Source organism: Kushneria sp. Sum13 (assembly GCF_052692355.1).
Genome location: NZ_CP199847.1, coordinates 3,675,236 through 3,692,789, shown reverse-complemented (window position 1 = coordinate 3,692,789; position 17,554 = coordinate 3,675,236). Strand labels below are relative to the sequence as shown.

The window sequence follows — 17,554 nt, the reverse complement described above, 5'->3', positions numbered from 1 at the left end:
CAGCAGTCAATCCGGCAGTACTGACCGTGCCTCTCAGGCCTCTTCCGGCCGCCCGGCCGGCGTTCCCGGCAATCCCTCAACCCTGATCGGCATTGTGGTCAGCATACTGTTGCTCATGGTCGTGGTGCTGTTTACCGCGCAGTCCCCCTTGAGCTTTTTCAATCTGGCCGGCCTTTTGATCGTGCTGACCGGGACGCTGGCCGCCACCATGATCAGCTACCCGATGCGCGAGATTCGCCGCGTAGTGGCGCTGGTGGGCAGTGTCTTTCGCCGTGAGCCCGATTTTATCCGTGAGGACATCGACGAGCTGGTGGCCCTGGCGCGGGAATGGATGCATGGCGATGCCCGTGCGGTAGAGCGCGCACTTGAAAATACCCGCAACCCGTTTCTGCGCACCGGCATCAGTCTGGTGATCGATAACGTGCGCGAAGAGGAGATTCTGGATCTTCTGCGCTGGCGCATCACGCGCCTGCGCGCCCGGGAGCTGGCCGAGGCGCAGATCTTTCGCACCATGGCCACCTACGCGCCGGCCTTCGGCATGCTGGGCACCCTGGTCGGGCTGATCAACATGCTGGAAGTGATTCAGAATGGCGATCTGGCCGTGATCGGCCCGCGCATGGGGGTCGCCCTGCTGTCGACCTTCTACGGCATCCTGCTGGCCAATCTGTTGTTCAGACCGATTGCGGTCAAGCTGGAGCGGCGCACCGAGGATCGACTGATCTCGATGAACATGGTGCTGGAAGGGGTCTCCATGATTTCGCGCCGCCGCCTGCCCTCCTTTATCGAGGCCACGCTCAACTCCTTTATCAGTGAGGCCCACGACGAGCTGGGCGAACGCCCCCTGTCACGCGAGTCGGAAGGTGGCGGAGGCAGCGCGTCGTGATGGAACACCGATCATCGGGATCCTCTGGACAGGCTCGCCAGGCCGCCCGCGAGCTGGTCCTGAATGTGGATCGCAGCGAGGAAAGCGATGGCTGGATGCTCAGCTATCTGGATCTTTTGACCCTGCTGCTGGTGCTGTTCGTGCTGCTGCTGGCCATGCGCGGTGTCGTGCCTCAAGAAGACGCCAGTGCGTCGACGTTGCCGGTGTCCTCAGCCACCGCCGCGGTGATGGTGTCGCCGCTGACGCTTGCGGCCATGGACCGACTCTCGCCGGTGCAGGCCGTGCCGGTCAGCACCATCGGTGTGTTTCCATGGCTTGCCGCTTCGCCGGCGCCGCCACCACCACCCTGGCAGATGCTGTCCACCCCGGCGGCCAGCGACAGTCGGACGCCGACCCGGGTCGATGTCCAGGCGGCACTGGCGGTGATGATTCCGCTGCAAAAAAGCGCCTTGCCGACAGAAGAAGAGACGCCCTCTGATGAGGTCATGGCCATGGACCATCGTCTGGCCGGTATAGAGGGCGTTCAGGTTACTCGCGAGCGTGAGCGCACCATCTTGCGCATCGAGGACCGGTTGCTCTTTCCCAGCGCCGATATCGACATCAGCGGACAGGGCAGCGTGTTGCTCGATCGACTGCTGCCGGCGCTCAAGGATTTTGACGGTGAAATTTCAGTCGAGGGGCATACCGACAGTCGAACCATTTCCAACGACCGGTTCCCATCAAACTGGGAGCTTTCCGTTGGGCGGGCCACGGCCGTGCTGCGCTACCTGAGCCGCGGCGGCGTCAAGGCCTCGCAGCTGCGGGCGATCGGCTACGGACCGACCCGGCCGCTGGCCGGCAACGACACCGAAACGGGGCGTGCCCAGAACCGTCGGGTCGAGCTGGTCCTGAGCCCTGGGGGGTCGCGCTCGGCCAGCCGGTAACTGCCTTTTTGCCGCTTTCGACCGTGACCGGCCCTGCCGGCCCTGCCGGCCACGGTCGTTTTACGCCCTCGCGAAACCACTCTGGCTAGCCAAAGTGGCGAAGGCGGTCCTCTTCCTCACTGAACTGGGCGGCAAGCCGTCGAAATTCGAAATGATCCTCGATACCGCGGCGGGCTCTCAGGGCACGCTCGGCGGCGCGCTGGCGGCGTTTCTCGCTTTCTCTGGCATCAAGATGCAGGGCGATATCGAGAATTTCGTTGCGAACGGCATTGAGTCGGGATTGATCAGCAGTCTGTTTTTGCATGAACGATGCACCCTTCGACATTGAAATGGATCAGGGACATGACACTGTGTCGACGTGACCATGAACGTGATAGTCAGCGTCGATCAGTGCTCGCACTCAGCGTATGATAGTGCTGTTGACAATTTCATGACGTACCGCAACAAAGGGCGTGCGTCAACCAGCACAGAGGATCCACCTTGAGCGTCACGCTTTTTGATGACCTGCGCGCACGGCTGCCGGCCTTTCGCCGTTCCGAACAGAAGGTGGCCCGTTTCGTGCTGCGCAACGCCGATGAAGTCATTCATTTGCCGCTGGCAGCGCTGGCGGCCCGGGTCGGGGTCAGCGAGCCCACGGTGATTCGCTTTTGTCGCGCCACGGACTGCACCGGCTATCAGGATTTCAAGCTCAAGCTGGCGCAGACACTGGCGACCGGCGAGCAGTTTTCCGAATTTTCGATGAACGAAACCGACAGCGTGGCCGAGTTCTCCCGCGGGATCTTTGATTCCACCGTGGGCACGCTTTTGGGTGTGCGCGACAGGATCGATGCCACCAGCATGACCCGCGCCATCAATGCCCTGTCGGATGCCAGCCGGGTCGAGTTCTATGGCTACGGTGCCTCGGGGGCAGTTGCCATCGATGCCCAGCACAAGTTCTTTCGCCTGCGCATTTCGACGGCCGCCTACTCTGACCCGCACATGCAGCACATGTCGGCGGTCACGCTGGGCGAGCATGATGTGGTGGTGGCCATTTCGCAGACCGGACGCTCCAGCTCACTGCTCTCGAGTGTCGATATTGCCCTGTCCCATGGGGCTACGGTCATCGGGCTGTGCCCGGCGGACTCGCCGCTGGCCGAGAAGTGCACCCTTGGGCTTTATATCGACGTGTTCGAGGACAGCGAGGTCTATCGGCCCATGAGCTCGCGCATCGCGCATCTGGTGGTGATTGATATTCTCGCCGTGGGCGTGGCCAAGACGCGCGGCCCACAGCTGGCCGAGCATCTGGTGGCAGTCAAGCGCAGCCTGGACCCGCTGCGCACGGCCCGCCCCGACCCCTTTGATCGTGCCCGTCAGGACAGTGCCCGCCACCGCGGCAAATCCGACGATCAATAAGCTTTTGGTGGTGCAGGGCGGACGCAGTGAGAAGGACCATTGGTGCCGGATATGCTAGGGTAGAGGCTTCTTTTTGATCTCTTCTCTCAGGCCCTTCCCGGCCGATTTCCTGGGTATCTGATTTCATGGACGCCTCTGCGCTACTCGATTCGCTCAATTCCGATCAGCGCGACGCGGTCGGCGCCCCGCAGGGCAACATGCTGGTGCTGGCGGGTGCCGGCTCCGGCAAGACCCGGGTGCTGGTGCATCGCATTGCCTGGCTGATGGAGGTCGATGGCCTGTCGCCCTGGTCGATTCTGGCCGTGACCTTCACCAACAAGGCCGCCCGCGAGATGCGCTCGCGGCTGGAGACGCTGTTGAAGGTCTCGCCGCGCGGCATGTGGGTCGGCACCTTTCACTCCATTGCCCATCGTCTGCTGCGCACCCACTGGCAGGATGCCGGGCTGCCCGAACATTTCCAGATCATCGACAGCGATGATCAGCTGCGGCTGGTCAAGCGGCTGCTGCGCGATCACAACATCGACGATGAGCGCTATCCACCCAAGCAGGTGCAGTACTTCATCGGCGGCTGCAAGGAAGAAGGCATGCGTCCGGGTGACATCGATGCCCACGGCGATGCCTACATGCAGCAGATGGTGGATCTCTACGAGCTCTATCACCTGGCCTGTGAGCGCGGTGGTCTGGTCGATTTCGGCGAGCTGCTGCTGCGGTCGCTGGAACTGTTGCGTGACAACCCGCGACTGTTGCAGCACTACCGCGAGCGCTTCCAGCACCTGCTGGTCGACGAGTTTCAGGACACCAACACGCTGCAGTATGCCTGGCTCAAGCTTCTGGCCGGCGATCGCGCCTGCCTGACCGCCGTGGGTGATGATGACCAGTCGATCTACGGCTGGCGCGGGGCGAAGGTCGAGAACCTGGCGCGCTTTCGTGATGAGTTTCACGACACCCGCCTGGTGCGCCTTGAGCGCAACTACCGTTCGACCAGTGCCATTCTGGAGGCGGCCAACGCGCTGATTCGTCACAACGCCGGGCGCATGGGCAAGGAGCTCTGGACCGATGTCGCAGAAGGCGAGCGCATCTCCCTCTATGGCGGTTTCAACGACCTGGACGAAGCGCGTTTTATTGTCGATACCATCAATGCTCAGGTGCGCGAGAAAAACCGTGCCCGTCGTGATATCGCCATTTTGTATCGCTCCAATGCCCAGTCGCGGGTGCTGGAGGAGGCGCTGATTCGCCAGAAGGTGCCCTATCGCATCTACGGCGGTCAGCGCTTTTATGAGCGTCTCGAGATCAAAAACGCGCTGGCCTACCTGCGCCTGATGGTGTCGCGTGACGATGATGCCTCGCTTGAGCGCGTGATCAATGTGCCGGCGCGTGGCATTGGCACCCGCAGCGTCGAGCTGCTGCGCGCCTATGCCCGCGACGAGGGAGTGTCGCTGTGGCAGGCGCTCAATGACGCGCCTTCAAAGGGCCTTTTAAAAGGCCGCGCGGCCTCGAGTGTGACCACCTTCAGCAATCTGATCGATCAGCTTGATAACGACACCGCAGGCCTGGCCCTGCATGAGATGATTGATCACGTGATCAGCCAGACCGGGCTGATCGAGCACCACCGCGCCGAGAAAGGCGAGAAGGGTCAGGCGCGGGTCGAAAACCTGGAAGAGCTGGTCAGCGCGGCGAAGGCCGCTACCCAGAGCAATCCCTTTGATCCAATGAGCGACCGTGAAGGCGACATGCTGGGCACTTTCCTGGCTGAGGCGGCGCTCAACTCCGGCGAGCACGAGGCCGATGAGTTCGAGGATGCGGTGCAGATGATGACCCTGCACTCGGCCAAGGGGCTGGAATTTCCGGTCGTGTTCGTGGCCGGTATGGAAGAGGGCCTCTTTCCGCACAAGATGTCGCTGGAAGAGCCGGGCCGCCTCGAGGAAGAGCGCAGGCTCTGCTACGTCGGGATCACGCGGGCGATGGAGAAGCTCTATCTCACCCATGCCGAATCGCGGCGCCTGCACGGCAAGGAGACCTTCCAGCGTCCGTCGCGCTTTCTGCGCGAGCTGCCGGAAAACCTGGTCGAGGAAGTGCGCCTGCGCGGGCAGATTTCGCGCCCGGTCACTTCACGCGAATCCAGCGTGCGCCAGGAACAGGTCGACGGTGGTGACGAGCTGCCAAGCCTGTCGCTGGGCCAGCGCGTCAGTCATCCGGTCTTCGGTGAAGGGGTGGTGATCAACGCCGAAGGTCAGGGCCAGCGCGCGCGCGTGCAGGTCAGTTTCGAGGAAGATGGCGACAAGTGGCTGGTGCTGGGCTTTGCCAAGCTGGTGCCGCTGGGCTGATCAGTGGCCGCCGGACTAATCAATGGCCGCCAGGCCAGGCAGGGGCCTGCGTCATGGCGGTGAGAAGGGCCGCCACGGTGTCATCAAATTGTCATTACCGTGCGCGATGCTGGTGGCAACATGGCGTTGCCAGGCAGCGCCTTTGATCCGTGAACGGAGTCTCCATGGACATTGCCAACGACCCTCACAGCCAGCACATTTCGCGTCAGTTCAATCAGGAGCTTGAGTCGTTGAAGACTCAGCTGCTGGCGATGGGGGGGCTGGTAGAGCGCCAGATCAATGAGGTCATCGCGGCCCTGCTCGAGGGCGATTTCGAAGCGGCCGAGCGCGTGCGTGATAACGACCGTGAGGTCAATGGCTTCCAGCTCGACATTGATGACGAGTGTGCCCATATTCTGGCCCGGCGCCAGCCCACGGCCTCCGATCTGCGGCTGGTGCTGGCCGTCACCCGTGCCACCTCCGATCTGGAGCGCATGGGGGATGAGGCCAACAAGATCGCCCGTCATGCCCTGAGTCTGATCGAGGAAGGGCTGACCAGCCGCGGCTTTACCGAAATTCGCCATATCAGCACCCGCGTACGGGACATGGTCCGTCAGGCCCTGACCGCCTTTGCCCGCATGGACGTGCCCCTGGCACGCGAGGTGCTGGGGGAAGACGAGATCGTCGATCAGGACTATCAGACCGCCATGCGCTCGCTGGTGACCTTCATGATGGAGGACCCGCGCTCGATCAGCTCGGTGCTCAACGTCATGTGGATCCTGCGTTCACTGGAACGCATCGGTGATCATGCCGACAATCTGGCGGAATCGGTGGTGTATCTGGTCGAGGGCGATGACATTCGCCACTCCAGCAATTCCTCGCCGTCGCCGGGCAGCACGCCAACACCCTGAGCACGACCCCTTCCTGAGCACGCCTCTTTCCTGACGCCTGCCGGCCCTCTCCGCGAGGGTCGGCGGGTATGATAATCTGCCTGCCCACCCTCTTTGATGACTGGATAATCCTTCAATGGTGTATGCCGTCTCTGCGCTGGGGCGCGGGTTTTCCATGGTGCTCTCGCCCGGGCTTCGACGTTATGTCGTGATTCCGCTGCTGGCCAATCTGGCCATTTATGCCGCGCTGTTCACGTTTGTGATCCAGCGCTTCTCCGGCTGGGTCAACTACTGGATGGCCAGCGTCCCGGGCTGGCTCGAGTGGCTTGAATGGTTGATCTGGCCGCTGGTCGTGCTGTGTCTGATCATCGTGCTGGCCTTTACCTTTACGGTCGTGGCCAACCTGATCGCCTCGCCCTTTTACGGGTTTCTGGCCGAGAACGTCGAAAAGCGCCTGTCCGGGCAGCAGGAAAGCATCGATGACCGCTCCCTCTGGCGTCAGGCCATCGACAGCTTAAAGCGCGAGCTGCAAAAGCTGGCCTGGATGGCCCCCCGCGTACTGCTGCTGCTGTTAATCGGGTTTGTGCCCGTACTGCATCTGGCGGCACCGCTGTGCTGGGCGCTGTTTTCGATCTGGAGCATGTCGATTCAGTATCTGGACTACCCCATGGACAACAACGGGGTGAGCTTTCCCGACATGAAAAAGCGCCTGAGCGCGCGCTGGTGGCCGACACTGACCTTTGGCGGCGTGGTCTCCGCCCTGATCTGGATTCCCATCGTCAATCTGCTGGTCATGCCGGCCGCGGTGGCCGCGGGCGTCATGATGTGGCGGCGTCATTACATGGCCCTGCCGGCGCCGCAATAGACCCTGTCTCGATGCAGGCAAGCGTGAACAACACTGCTATGATGCGACCCTGTCGTCGTAACATGATGTGACATGTCGCATGAAATGCCCGTCAGGGCCTGCACAGTGACTCGTGTCGTATGGCGTTTTGAAGCCCGGATCACCTCATCGTCCTGACGGAACACAACATGTCAAAATCCCTGCTCGCGGGGCTGGCGCTGGCCATGATGCTTGCCGGCTGTGCCGGTACGCCCGCACCCGCCCCGACGCCCATGGTCGATACCGACGCCATCGACCGTATCTTCAGTAATGTCCCGGTCATCGATGATCCTGCTCCGGCCCGGCGTTATGGCCCGGCACAGGGCGCTGCACTCGAGCGCCGCAGCGGCTATCGGGTGGATCACTCGGTGTCATCAAAGGGACAGAATCAGCGCATCCGGTTTCTGGTGCTGCACTATACCGGTGGCGATGACGCCGCCGCCTTCAGAGCGCTGACCGGGGGCAACGTCAGCGCCCATTATCTCGTCACGGCCTCGCCCGGTGAGTATCAGAATCAGCCGGTCGCGATGCAGCTGGTTGACGAGGACAAGCGGGCCTGGCACGCCGGCGTGAGCAGCTGGGGAGATCGCGTCAATCTCAACGATACCTCCATTGGCATCGAGATCGTCAATCGCGGCCACTACACCTCACCCGACGGCATGGTCTGGGACCCCTACTCCCGTGCCCAGATCGAGCTGGTCACGGCGCTGGCCCGCGACATCGTCGACCGCTACCACATCGCCCCGGAAAACGTACTGGGACACAGTGACATTGCCCCGGGTCGCAAGGTGGATCCGGGCCCGTTCTTTCCCTGGCAGCGTCTTTATGAGGCCGGAGTCGGCGCCTGGCCCGAGCGTCATGTCGTGACGCGCTATCAGCGCGAGCTTAGCGCTTCCCCCTTGTCCATGGCGCAGCTGCAGCGCGCGCTGGGTCTCTGGGGATATCCGGTGAGCGTCACCGGCACGTATGACGAGCCGACCCGCAAAGCGCTGGGTGCCTTTCAGATGCACTTTCGACCGGCCGATACGCACGGCAATGTTGATGTGGAAAGTCAGGCCATTCTGTTGGCACTGCTCGAGCGCTATCACGGTCTGACCGATGTCCGCGCCGTGCGTCAGTAACGCGTGATGCCCGCGGCTGTTGATGGCTGCGGCTGTTGATGACCACGCCCGTGCGTCAGTCCGTCATTCTTTCCAGACGGGTGACGGGAAAGATACAGCGAAAGCAGGCGCCCTCGCCGGGCCGGCTTTCGATATCGAGCCGGGCGTCGTGGCGCAGCAGCACGTGCTTGACGATGGCCAGTCCCAGCCCGGTGCCGCCGCTGGCCACCGAACGGCTCTTGTCGACCCGGTAGAAGCGCTCTGTCAGTCGCGGCAGATGTTCGGGGGCAATGCCCTCGCCGTCATCGATGACCTCGACAGCGGCACCGCCCTTGTCCCATCGGCGATAGACGAGGGTGATATGACAGCCGGGTGATGTGTAGCGCACGGCGTTATAGATCAGATTGGACAGGGCGCTTCGAAGCTCTTCGACATCGCCATAAAGCCGCCGGGTCTCCTCGAGCCGACAGGTGATCTCGTGGCTGCCGCCAGACAGCTCCTGGCCGTCCTCGGCAATCTGTTCGCACAGCGCGGCCATGTCGATCGAGCGCTCGTTGCGGTGACGCTCGCTGGTTTCCAGCCGCGACAGGGTCAGCAGGTCCTCGACCAGATGCTGCATGCGCACGGTCTGTTCCTGCATCCGACTCAGGCCGCGCTGATAGGCGACAGGGAGAGCGCCATCGTTGTCCTGCCAGGTCTCGACATAGCCGGTCAGCACCGTCAGTGGGGTGCGCAGTTCATGCGAGACGTTGGCCACGAAATCGCGTCGCGTCTGCTCCAGACGCTGCAGCCGGGTGACATCGCGAATGATCAAAAGGCGTTCGTCATCGCCAAAGCGGGTGATCTGGCACGACAGGGTGCGCGCCTCGTTGGTGGGCGCACCGATCGTGATCGGCTCGCTGTAATCCATTTTGCGAAAGTAGCGGATAAAGGCAGGATCGCGCAGGTAGTTGGTCAGGTGATGGCCGCGGTCGTGGCGACTGTCCAGTCCGACCAGGCGCTCGGCGGCGCTGTTCCACCAGTCCAGACAGCCGCGTGAATCGAGCATGACCACCCCTTCGCTCATCGACTCGGCTGATTCCTGAACGCGCTTTAACACCGAGCGCAGGCGATTTTGCAGATGCTGCTGGCCCTTTTGATAGCGATAGAGGCGGTCAAAAAGATCACCCCACACCCCTTCGCCGTCGGGCGGGCGCTGATCCACCGGCGCTTCCAGCCAGCGGTAGAGGCGTTTGAGGTGTCGAAGGGTAAAGGCGAGATGGATCCCCAGACCCAGGGCGATGCCCCACCCGGGATAGCCCAGCAGGGTGCCCAGAATGCCGAAGCAGGCGACCAGATAGGACAGCCGCCAGAGTTCATTGAGCCAGTAATGCATGCCCGACTACCGCGACGAGAAGCGGTAGCCGGTACCACGAACGGTCTGCACCAGATGCTGATGAGCGTCCCCCAGCACCTTTCGCAGTCGGCGGATATGCACATCCACCGTACGCTCCTCGACATAGACATTGCCGCCCCAGACCTGATCGAGCAGCTGGGTACGGGTATAGGCGCGCTCCTGATGGGTCATGAAAAACTGAAGCAGGCGATATTCGGTCGGCCCGATCTCAAGGGCCCGGCCATCGACGCTGACGCGATGGCTGACGGGGTCAAGCAGCAGCCCGTCTACCTCGACGTTCTCCTCGACGCCGGCCGGCGTGGTACGACGCAACACGGCCTTGAGGCGGGCAATCAGCTCGCGCGGGGAAAAGGGCTTGGTGATGTAGTCATCGGCGCCGCTTTCCAGACCCTGCACCTTGTTGTCTTCCTCGCAGCGCGCGGTCAACAGCACGATCGGGATGTCGCGGGTGATGGGTTCACGCTTGAGCCGTCGGGCCAGATCGATCCCGCTGACGCCGGGCAGCATCCAGTCCAGTAAAATCAGATCGGGACGTTCATCGACGACCAGCTCATGGGCGGTTCTGGCATCCTCGGCCTCGAGAATGCGAAAGTCCGCCATCTCGAGTGCCATGGCAATCATTTCGCGAATCGGCGCTTCGTCGTCGACGATTAAAACGGTTCTGGACATGAATGGCTTCCCCTGCCGGATAGCGATGGCGACTGCCGGGACGATGCGCGCAACGGCATTCGGCCACAGGCTTCGTCATGTGATCGTCATTCAAACGTCTTCATGTGACAACTTTATGACACCCTCGCCTGGCATAACGCCATCACTTTCGAAACATCAGGCCTGCCAGGTCGCCAGCGCGATACCGGCAAACAGCAGCACGCCCACCCAGTGATTGTTCAAAAAGGCCTGAAAGCAGCCCTCTCGGGTGCGCGTGCGACAAAGGCGTTGCTGGTGGACAAACACGGCGGCGATGGCAATCAGTGCTGCCCAGTAGAAGCCATCAAGTCCTGCAAGGCTGCCCACCACGGCCAGCAACAGCAGCATCAACACCTGCAGTGCGCCCTGAATGATCAGATCCATGCGGCCGAACAGCACGGCGGTCGACTTGATGCCGATTTTCAGATCATCGTCACGATCAACCATCGCATACCAGGTGTCATAGACCAGCGTCCAGACGATATTGGCGAAAAAGAGCCACCATGCCACGGCCGGGACATGGCCCTGCTCGGCGCCGAAGGCCATCGGAATGCTCCAGCCAAAGGCCGCCCCCAGCACCACCTGCGGCAGGTGGGTATAGCGCTTCATGAACGGATAGCTGGCGGCCAGCGCCGCGGCCCCGAACGACAGCATGATGGTAAAGGCATTGGTGAAGCACACCAGTACGAAGGCAATCGCCAGCAGGACACCAAACAGGATCAATGCCTCGCGCGCGCTGATGCGCCCGGTCGCCAGCGGTCGATCATGGGTGCGTTTGACGTGGGCATCGAAGTGACGATCGGCGTAGTCATTGATCACGCATCCCGCCGCCCGCATGACGTAGACCCCGGCAATGAAGATGATCAGGTTATGACGCGTGGGCAGGCCATCACCGGCCAGCCACAGCGCGGCCAGCGTCGGCCACATCAAAAGCCAGGTGCCGATGGGGCGATCAAGCCTGGTCAGGCGCATGAAGTCGGGGAGTCGAGCGAGGGGCGACGGCATCGTCGGGGCTCCAGTCAGCGTAAAACGAGAAGGTCAGCGTGAAAATATGAGTCTACCCGAAATGACGCGGCGTCGAGCCCTTCACGTGTGATGGTCGCTGACACCGGGTAAAGCGCTCGTGCACGAAATACTCCTGTACCAGCAGCGGCGCTCGCCCGACGCCCAGGGCAAACAGCGAGCGCCGCCCCCACGTTACGGGCAGGGCCAGAAATCCGGGAGCGGCCCGGATCATCTCGAGACTGGAACGCTGCACGATGGCCTTGCGCGGTGCGCGGGCGCTTCTGGCAAAAAGCTGATGCCCGAGGGCCTGGGTGCCAAGCCCGGTCATCCAGGGCGGGCAGGCCTTGAGCGCCATGACAGAACGTGCGGCCACCAGCACCTCGCCTTCGGCTTCCAGCGTGACTTCCCGTCGCCAGACCCGCTGCCCGGCCTTCTGGCCCAACGCCACCAGTTCGTCATGGCGGCCGCGCCCCGGCCCCTGCGCATGCAGACGCACCGTGATGGGCGCTCCCGCCCAATGGGCCAGCCGGGCCGTAAGCGAGTCACGCGAGTCCATCAGGGTTCTGAGCGGGTCTTCAAGATGGACACCGGAAAGCGCCACCGGCTGCCAGTGTGCAAAAGAGGGAGAAAACCGGGGAAATTCGGGCATGGGTGAAACATCCGAAAGGGGGCCATCGGGTATCTTTTTGTACCCGGAGGGTAAAAATATCATCCATTAGGCCCGATAAACGCCACAAAGTGCCATTTTGTGCAGTTTTGGCTGGCGTGAAGCAGGGAGGCGTTGCTAGTCTAGGCCGGTCGAACAGTGTTCGCCCTGCAAGGCCGGCCTCATGGCGCTGGTGCAGGGCAGTGAGCGACCCTTCGCGCACCCTCTTGCAGTGTGCGAATTCGATATAACAATGGGCGGCACCAAAAATCGCCATGTTATTGCCCAACCAGGAGGCGTTATGCGCAAACCAGAACTCGCCGCGGCCATTGCCGAGCAGGCGGATCTTTCAAAGGACAAGGCAGGTCAGGTACTCAACGTCGTACTCGACGAGATTACCCGCAGTGTTGCCAAGGGCGAAGATGTCACCCTGATCGGGTTTGGTACCTTCACCGTACGTGAGCGCGCCGCGCGTACCGGCAAGAACCCGCAGACCGGCAAGGAAATCCAGATTCCTGCCAGCAAGAACGTTGCGTTCAAGGCCGGCAAGGGTCTCAAGGACGCCGTTTCCAAGTAATCCCTTCAAAAGGGTTACGGCGTTGATATCACCGGCTGCCCCAGGGCAGCCGGTGTTGTTTTATCAGGCCGTGGCCAGACGCGCGGCCCTGACGCCGCGGGCCAGTTCACGCACCAGCGCATGAACGTCCCGGGTGCCGGCATCATCACTGTCGGCCTGCTCGATACACTGGATCAGCGCCGAGCCCACGACCACGGCATCGGCAAAACGACCGATGGCGGCCGCCTGTTCGGCGCTTCGAATGCCAAAGCCCACGGCAATCGGCAGGTCGGTATGGGCGCGAATGCGGGTAATCGAGCGCTCGACGCTTTCCGGCGTGGGCGCGGCAGCCCCGGTAACGCCGGCCACCGAGACGTAATAGATAAAGCCCGAGGTGTTTTCCAGCACCCGAGGCAGACGCTTGTCATCGGTCGTTGGCGTGGCCAGACGAATGAAGTCGATGCCGGCCCGCGCTGCCGGCAGACACAGTTCCCCGTCGTGCTCCGGCGGCAGATCGACCACGATCAGCCCGTCGATGCCGGCCTCACCGGCATCCTTCAAAAAGGCCTCGACGCCGTAGCGGTAGATGGGGTTGTAGTAGCCCATCAATACGATCGGCGTGTCCTGATCCTCGCGACGAAACTCGCGCACCATCTCGAGCGTTTTCTGCTGGGTGTGCTGACCCTTGAGCGCGCGCAGGGCGGCCTTCTGGATCGATGGGCCATCGGCCATCGGATCGGTGAACGGCATGCCCAGCTCAATGATGTCGGCGCCGGCACCCGGCAGGCCCTTGAGCGTGTCGAGCGAGGCCTGATAGTTCGGGTCGCCGGCCATGGTAAAGGTAACCAGTGCCGCACGGTCTTCTGCCTTCAAGGCCTCGAGGCGGCGAGTAATACGTGTGGCCATTATTCGGTCTCCCCGGTTTTTTTCGCCACGTCATGCGGCGGCTGCATGTCATCTATCCGGCCGGGTTCGGCGGCCTCAACCGTGGTGTTCGGCAGTTTTTCAGTGTCGCCGTGCTGCTCGAGCCAGTTGGCAACGCTTGCCATGTCCTTGTCGCCCCGTCCGCTCATGTTGAGCACGATCAGATGATCCTCGGGCAGGTCCGGGGCGATCTTTCTCAGATGCGCCAGCGAATGCGCTGATTCCAGCGCCGGAATAATGCCCTCCAGCTCGCAGCAGAGCTTGAAGGCCTGAATCGCCTCGTAATCGGTGATCGAGACGTACTCGACGCGCTTTTGGGTATGCAGCCAGGCGTGCTCGGGGCCGATGCCCGGATAGTCCAGACCCGCCGAGACCGAGTGAGCATCGGTGATCTGACCGTCAACGCTTTGCAGCAAAAAGGTGCGATTGCCGTGCAGCACGCCCGGCTCGCCGCCGTTGAGGCTTGCCGCATGCTCGCCGGTCTCGATGCCATGGCCGGCCGCTTCTACCCCGATCATGCGCACGCTTTCGTCATCGAGCATCGGATGGAAAAGGCCCATGGCGTTGGAACCGCCGCCGATGCAGGCCATCAGCGTGTCCGGCAGGCGCCCTTCCTTCTCCAGAATCTGCTCCCGGGTTTCCCGTCCGATCACGGACTGGAAATCACGTACCATCGCCGGATAGGGATGCGGCCCTGCCACGGTGCCGATCAGATAGAAGGTGGAGTCGACGTTGGTGACCCAGTCACGCAGCGCCTCGTTCATGGCGTCCTTGAGCGTGCCGGTGCCGGATTCAACCGGGATGACCTCGGCGCCCAGAAGCTTCATGCGAAAGACGTTGGGCTGCTGGCGCTCGATGTCGGTGGCGCCCATGTAGACCACGCATTCCATGCCAAAGCGTGCCGCTACCGTGGCGGTGGCCACGCCGTGCATGCCCGCACCGGTCTCGGCGATGATGCGCTTTTTGCCCATCTTGCGTGCCAGCAGGATCTGACCGATGCAGTTGTTGATCTTGTGCGCGCCGGTGTGGTTCAAATCCTCGCGCTTGAAGTAGATCTTCGCCCCGCCCAGATGTTCGGTCAGGCGCTCGGCGTAATACAGCGGCGTGGCGCGACCGATATAGTCGCGCTGGTAGCCCTCGAGCTCGCGGCGGAAGGCCTCATCGGTGCGTGACCACTCCCAGGCCTCCTCGAGTTCGAGAATCAGGGGCATCAGGGTTTCGGCCACGAAACGGCCGCCGAAATCGCCGTAGAAGCCGTTGGCGTCCGGGCCCCTTGAGAAGCGTGTGATGGAATCAGTAGCAGACGACATGGTGATCTCCCTGTCTGTCACAAAGGTCGGTCATGAAAGCCCGAGCTCGTAAAATGGGTATCGATGCGAACATCGATGATGCCCCTATCGTGACAGCTCCGGGCGCGGTATAACATCGATAAATTTGCCATAACCGTTGAGAAAAACTCACATCACCATGTCGGATTCACTGCCTCCCCTTAACGCTCTGAAAGCCTTTGAAGCCGCTGCACGTCTGGGCAGTGTTACGGCCGCCGCCCAGGAGCTGAGCGTTACCCACGGCGCCGTCAGTCGCCAGATTCGTGCGCTGGAGGCACACCTTGAGACCTCCCTTTTTGAGCGTGCCGGGCGCGGGCTGGTGCTGACCCGCCATGGTCACCAGCTCCACGCCGGTGTCAGCGAGGCCTTTGCCACGCTGCGTTCGAGCTGTCGTGCCCTGAGCCGCGAGATCGAAGGGGCGCCCTTTACGCTGGCCTGCCCGGGCAGCCTGCTGGCGCGCTGGTTGATTCCGCGGCTGGACCGGCTGCATCGCGAGCTGCCCGCACTCAGGCTCAACGTGCTGGCCAGTGACGGCGAGCCCGACCCCAGGCGCGGCGACATCAGCGCGGCGCTGGCCTTTATTGCCCCGCCCTGGCCTTCTGATATTCAGGTGATCGAGATCGCCGCCGAGCGTATCGGCGCGGTGGCAGCGCCCGACATTGCCAAACGCCTGACCCAGCGCCCGTTCGAGGCGCTGTTCGAGGAAACCATTCTGGAGACCACCTCGCGTCTTCAGGCCTGGCCACAGTGGGCGCAGGCCTGCGGGCTCGATGAGGCGGCGCTGGCCGGGGCACGCCAGACCGGCCAGCGCTTTGAGCATCTCTACTATCTGCTGGAGGCGGCGCTGGCGGGCCTGGGGGTGGCCATCGCGCCGCGGCTGGTGATCGAGGGCGATCTGCAAAGCGGTCGGCTGGTGGCGCCCTGGGGGTTTGTCGACACCGATGCACGGCTCTGTCTGCTGCTGGGGCGCGGTACGTCACATCAAAGCGGTGAGCAGCTGGCAGCGTGGCTGCGCCATGAGCTGACGGCGCCGGCATGAGCGTGCGATGTCATTGAGCAATAACGTTCAAGCCTTGTGAGGTCGATACCCTTTAAGCTTCGAGTCTGACGCTTCGAGTCTGACGTTTTGGGACTGACGTTTTGAGAGTGACGCCCCGGGAGAGCCACCATGAGCCGCGCGTTCGAGTTTCAGTTTTCCAGTAGTCGACATGTACCGACGCTCAAGGTCCTCAGTGCCTCGATCGAGGATTTTCGCTACGACCGCCATGCGCATACGGAGTATGCCTTCGGCGTGACGCTGGCCGGGCGACAGGATTTTTTCAGCGCCGGCGCCTATCACCGTAACCCGCCGGGCAGCGTCATCTTTTTCAATCCCGAGCAGCCCCATGACGGCGAGTCCGGCGGCGCCCACCGGCTGGATTACGTCATGGCCTATATGGCCCCCGAGGCACTGGCAACGCTGTTTGCCGAGGCCGCTGGCAACGAGCACGCCGGCAGGCTTTTAAGCCCTCATACCCTGATCACGGACCCGGTGTTGCGCGATGCCATTCTGGCGCTGGCGCGGCTGGTCCGGGAAGGCATTGGCAGTCGGATCGATCAGGAGCATCTGCTCCAGCAGATTGCCGTGCGAATGGTGCAGCGTGCCGGGCGCTATCAGCCGTCGTTGCCTGCCAGCGGGCGGCCTGATCGCCTGTTGATGCTCGCCTGCGACTACATTCGTGCCCATCTTGATCAGGAGCTGTCGCTGGAGCGCATCAGTGCGGCCGCGAACCTGTCCCGCTACCACTTCCTGCGCCTTTTCCGGGCCCGGTTCGGCATGACCCCCCATCAGTACGTGATCAGCTGTCGCATCGATGCCGCGCGCGGCGCGCTGGAAGCGGGTGTCACGCCCGGCGAGGTGGCCCTGCGCTACGGATTTGCCGATCACAGCCACTTCAATCGGCGCTTCAAACGCATCCACGGCGTCACGCCCTTTCAATACCAGCAAAGCCTCGCCCACTGATTCGGAATTCCCCTCATGCTTGCGATCATCGTTTATGCCCTGGGCATCATGTATTCGCCCGGGCCCGTGAATCTGCTCGGCCTCAACATGGGTCTGCATGGTCAGGCCCGGCGTGCCATCGGCTATTACCTGGGCGTGGGGCTGGCCATGCTGCTGCTTTTTCTGCTGTTCGGACTCGCCGGCGCGGCCTGGGTTAAACCCGGCGTGCTGGCCCTGTTCGGCGCGCTGGGCTGCGGCTATATCCTCTACCTTGCCGTTAAAATGGCGCGTTCCAGCATCGACCCCAACGCACCTGGTAAAGCGCCGCGCGCGATGACCTTCCGCGATGGTCTGCTCATGCAGCTGGGCAATCCCAAGGGCGTGGTGGCCACGCTGCCGATCGCGGCGCTGCAGTTTCCGGCTGCCGGCATTCACGGTGTGGGGCTGGTCGTCTGGTCGCTTGGACTTGCCGCACTCGCTGTGGGCGCGCCGAGCAGCTATGCCGCCCTTGGGGCGCTGCTGGGCCGGCGACTGGAAAGTGCACGACTGCTCAAGGGCATCAATCTGGTGATGGCGGCGCTGCTGGTCGGCGTGGCGATTTCCATGGGATGGAAGCATGTCTGGTTGCCGATGGCGGCGCAGGCATGAGCCGCCAGA

Annotated in this window: 18 protein-coding genes; 11 read left to right on the top strand and 7 right to left on the bottom strand. The window is 62.6% G+C overall.

Annotation, left to right across the window (positions count from 1 at the left end):
• Positions 1-115: 115 nt before the first annotated feature.
• Together ACUN8C_RS17015 and ACUN8C_RS17010 are read left to right on the top strand one after the other, a co-directional pair.
• Positions 116-883: a motility protein A gene (locus ACUN8C_RS17015; protein ID WP_243409126.1), complete on the top strand. Its 768-nt coding sequence runs from the start codon at positions 116-118 to the stop codon at positions 881-883.
• Positions 883-1,806 carry an OmpA/MotB family protein gene (locus ACUN8C_RS17010; protein WP_445620338.1) on the top strand — a complete coding sequence of 308 codons (924 nt, stop codon included), beginning with the start codon at positions 883-885 and terminating at the stop codon, positions 1,804-1,806. Before ACUN8C_RS17015 ends, ACUN8C_RS17010 begins: the two co-directional genes overlap by 1 nt.
• 85 nt (positions 1,807-1,891) lie before the next feature.
• Here ACUN8C_RS17010 and ACUN8C_RS17005 read toward each other — a convergent pair whose 3' ends face one another.
• Positions 1,892-2,110: a PA3496 family putative envelope integrity protein gene (locus tag ACUN8C_RS17005; protein WP_445620337.1), complete on the bottom strand. Its 219-nt coding sequence runs from the start codon at positions 2,108-2,110 to the stop codon at positions 1,892-1,894.
• Between the two features lie 176 nt (positions 2,111-2,286).
• Here ACUN8C_RS17005 and ACUN8C_RS17000 point away from each other — a divergent pair, with 176 nt between their 5' ends.
• The 5 genes from ACUN8C_RS17000 to ACUN8C_RS16980 all read left to right on the top strand — a co-directional run bounded on the left by ACUN8C_RS17000 (position 2,287) and on the right by ACUN8C_RS16980 (position 8,395).
• Positions 2,287-3,198, top strand: a complete 912-nt coding sequence (locus tag ACUN8C_RS17000; RefSeq protein WP_445620336.1) for an SIS domain-containing protein — start codon at positions 2,287-2,289, stop codon at positions 3,196-3,198.
• 125 nt (positions 3,199-3,323) lie between these two features.
• Positions 3,324-5,522 (top strand): DNA helicase II, encoded by a 2,199-nt coding sequence (gene uvrD / locus ACUN8C_RS16995; protein ID WP_445620335.1) that lies wholly within the window; start codon positions 3,324-3,326, stop codon positions 5,520-5,522.
• 164 nt (positions 5,523-5,686) lie between these two features.
• Positions 5,687-6,412 carry a phosphate signaling complex protein PhoU gene (gene phoU / locus ACUN8C_RS16990; RefSeq protein WP_445620334.1) on the top strand — a complete coding sequence of 242 codons (726 nt, stop codon included), beginning with the start codon at positions 5,687-5,689 and terminating at the stop codon, positions 6,410-6,412.
• Positions 6,413-6,527: 115 nt separating this feature from the next.
• Positions 6,528-7,256 carry a sulfate transporter CysZ gene (gene cysZ / locus ACUN8C_RS16985; RefSeq protein ID WP_086900431.1) on the top strand — a complete coding sequence of 243 codons (729 nt, stop codon included), beginning with the start codon at positions 6,528-6,530 and terminating at the stop codon, positions 7,254-7,256.
• Between the two features lie 167 nt (positions 7,257-7,423).
• Positions 7,424-8,395, top strand: coding sequence for an N-acetylmuramoyl-L-alanine amidase (locus ACUN8C_RS16980; RefSeq protein ID WP_445620333.1), 972 nt, complete (start codon positions 7,424-7,426; stop codon positions 8,393-8,395).
• Between the two features lie 55 nt (positions 8,396-8,450).
• Here the strand turns inward: ACUN8C_RS16980 and phoR are convergent, their stop codons facing one another.
• The 4 genes from phoR to ACUN8C_RS16960 form a co-directional block, all read right to left on the bottom strand.
• Positions 8,451-9,749, bottom strand: coding sequence for a phosphate regulon sensor histidine kinase PhoR (gene phoR / locus ACUN8C_RS16975; RefSeq protein WP_445620332.1), 1,299 nt, complete (start codon positions 9,747-9,749; stop codon positions 8,451-8,453).
• 6 nt (positions 9,750-9,755) lie between these two features.
• Entirely contained in the window at positions 9,756-10,439 is a 684-nt protein-coding gene (phoB, locus tag ACUN8C_RS16970; RefSeq protein WP_445620331.1) for a phosphate regulon transcriptional regulator PhoB, read from the bottom strand.
• Positions 10,440-10,595: 156 nt separating this feature from the next.
• Entirely contained in the window at positions 10,596-11,462 is an 867-nt protein-coding gene (gene ubiA / locus ACUN8C_RS16965) for a 4-hydroxybenzoate octaprenyltransferase (RefSeq protein ID WP_445620330.1), read from the bottom strand.
• 52 nt (positions 11,463-11,514) lie between these two features.
• The gene (locus ACUN8C_RS16960; RefSeq protein ID WP_445620329.1) at positions 11,515-12,111 is read right to left on the bottom strand and encodes a chorismate--pyruvate lyase family protein; all 597 of its coding nucleotides are present in this window, start codon (positions 12,109-12,111) and stop codon (positions 11,515-11,517) included.
• Between the two features lie 250 nt (positions 12,112-12,361).
• On the opposite strand from ACUN8C_RS16960, the gene ACUN8C_RS16955 reads away from it, so the two are divergent.
• Positions 12,362-12,685, top strand: coding sequence for an HU family DNA-binding protein (locus tag ACUN8C_RS16955; RefSeq protein ID WP_189516418.1), 324 nt, complete (start codon positions 12,362-12,364; stop codon positions 12,683-12,685).
• A 63-nt stretch (positions 12,686-12,748) separates the two neighbouring features.
• On the opposite strand, the gene trpA is transcribed toward ACUN8C_RS16955, so the two are convergent.
• Complete coding sequence (gene trpA / locus ACUN8C_RS16950) at positions 12,749-13,570, bottom strand: tryptophan synthase subunit alpha (RefSeq protein ID WP_445620328.1); 822 nt, start codon at positions 13,568-13,570, stop codon at positions 12,749-12,751.
• Entirely contained in the window at positions 13,570-14,898 is a 1,329-nt protein-coding gene (gene trpB, locus ACUN8C_RS16945; RefSeq protein ID WP_445620327.1) for a tryptophan synthase subunit beta, read from the bottom strand. The genes trpA and trpB overlap by 1 nt, the downstream gene beginning before the upstream one ends.
• 157 nt (positions 14,899-15,055) lie before the next feature.
• Between trpB and ACUN8C_RS16940 the strand changes: the two genes are divergently transcribed.
• The 3 genes from ACUN8C_RS16940 to ACUN8C_RS16930 all read left to right on the top strand — a co-directional run bounded on the left by ACUN8C_RS16940 (position 15,056) and on the right by ACUN8C_RS16930 (position 17,545).
• Positions 15,056-15,955 carry a LysR family transcriptional regulator gene (locus tag ACUN8C_RS16940; protein WP_445620326.1) on the top strand — a complete coding sequence of 300 codons (900 nt, stop codon included), beginning with the start codon at positions 15,056-15,058 and terminating at the stop codon, positions 15,953-15,955.
• 129 nt (positions 15,956-16,084) lie between these two features.
• Positions 16,085-16,918: a helix-turn-helix domain-containing protein gene (locus ACUN8C_RS16935; RefSeq protein ID WP_445620325.1), complete on the top strand. Its 834-nt coding sequence runs from the start codon at positions 16,085-16,087 to the stop codon at positions 16,916-16,918.
• Positions 16,919-16,933: 15 nt separating this feature from the next.
• A complete protein-coding gene (locus ACUN8C_RS16930; protein WP_445620324.1) occupies positions 16,934-17,545 on the top strand; it encodes a LysE family translocator in 612 nt (203 codons plus the stop codon).
• The last annotated feature ends 9 nt before the right edge of the window (positions 17,546-17,554 follow it).

Excerpts from the sequence above, each read along its gene's own strand:
- ACUN8C_RS17015 (WP_243409126.1), top strand. The coding sequence starts at position 116 with ATGGTCGTGGTGCTGTTTACCGCGCAGTCCCCCTTGAGCTTTTTCAAT.
- ACUN8C_RS17010 (WP_445620338.1), top strand. The coding sequence starts at position 883 with ATGGAACACCGATCATCGGGATCCTCTGGACAGGCTCGCCAGGCCGCC.
- ACUN8C_RS17005 (WP_445620337.1), bottom strand. The coding sequence starts at position 2,110 with ATGCAAAAACAGACTGCTGATCAATCCCGACTCAATGCCGTTCGCAAC.
- uvrD (WP_445620335.1), top strand. The coding sequence starts at position 3,324 with ATGGACGCCTCTGCGCTACTCGATTCGCTCAATTCCGATCAGCGCGAC.
- phoU (WP_445620334.1), top strand. The coding sequence starts at position 5,687 with ATGGACATTGCCAACGACCCTCACAGCCAGCACATTTCGCGTCAGTTC.
- cysZ (WP_086900431.1), top strand. The coding sequence starts at position 6,528 with ATGGTGTATGCCGTCTCTGCGCTGGGGCGCGGGTTTTCCATGGTGCTC.
- ACUN8C_RS16980 (WP_445620333.1), top strand. The coding sequence starts at position 7,424 with ATGTCAAAATCCCTGCTCGCGGGGCTGGCGCTGGCCATGATGCTTGCC.
- phoR (WP_445620332.1), bottom strand. The coding sequence starts at position 9,749 with ATGCATTACTGGCTCAATGAACTCTGGCGGCTGTCCTATCTGGTCGCC.
- phoB (WP_445620331.1), bottom strand. The coding sequence starts at position 10,439 with ATGTCCAGAACCGTTTTAATCGTCGACGACGAAGCGCCGATTCGCGAA.
- ubiA (WP_445620330.1), bottom strand. The coding sequence starts at position 11,462 with ATGCCGTCGCCCCTCGCTCGACTCCCCGACTTCATGCGCCTGACCAGG.
- ACUN8C_RS16960 (WP_445620329.1), bottom strand. The coding sequence starts at position 12,111 with ATGCCCGAATTTCCCCGGTTTTCTCCCTCTTTTGCACACTGGCAGCCG.
- ACUN8C_RS16955 (WP_189516418.1), top strand. The coding sequence starts at position 12,362 with ATGGGCGGCACCAAAAATCGCCATGTTATTGCCCAACCAGGAGGCGTT.
- trpA (WP_445620328.1), bottom strand. The coding sequence starts at position 13,570 with ATGGCCACACGTATTACTCGCCGCCTCGAGGCCTTGAAGGCAGAAGAC.
- trpB (WP_445620327.1), bottom strand. The coding sequence starts at position 14,898 with ATGTCGTCTGCTACTGATTCCATCACACGCTTCTCAAGGGGCCCGGAC.
- ACUN8C_RS16940 (WP_445620326.1), top strand. The coding sequence starts at position 15,056 with ATGTCGGATTCACTGCCTCCCCTTAACGCTCTGAAAGCCTTTGAAGCC.
- ACUN8C_RS16935 (WP_445620325.1), top strand. The coding sequence starts at position 16,085 with ATGAGCCGCGCGTTCGAGTTTCAGTTTTCCAGTAGTCGACATGTACCG.
- ACUN8C_RS16930 (WP_445620324.1), top strand. The coding sequence starts at position 16,934 with ATGCTTGCGATCATCGTTTATGCCCTGGGCATCATGTATTCGCCCGGG.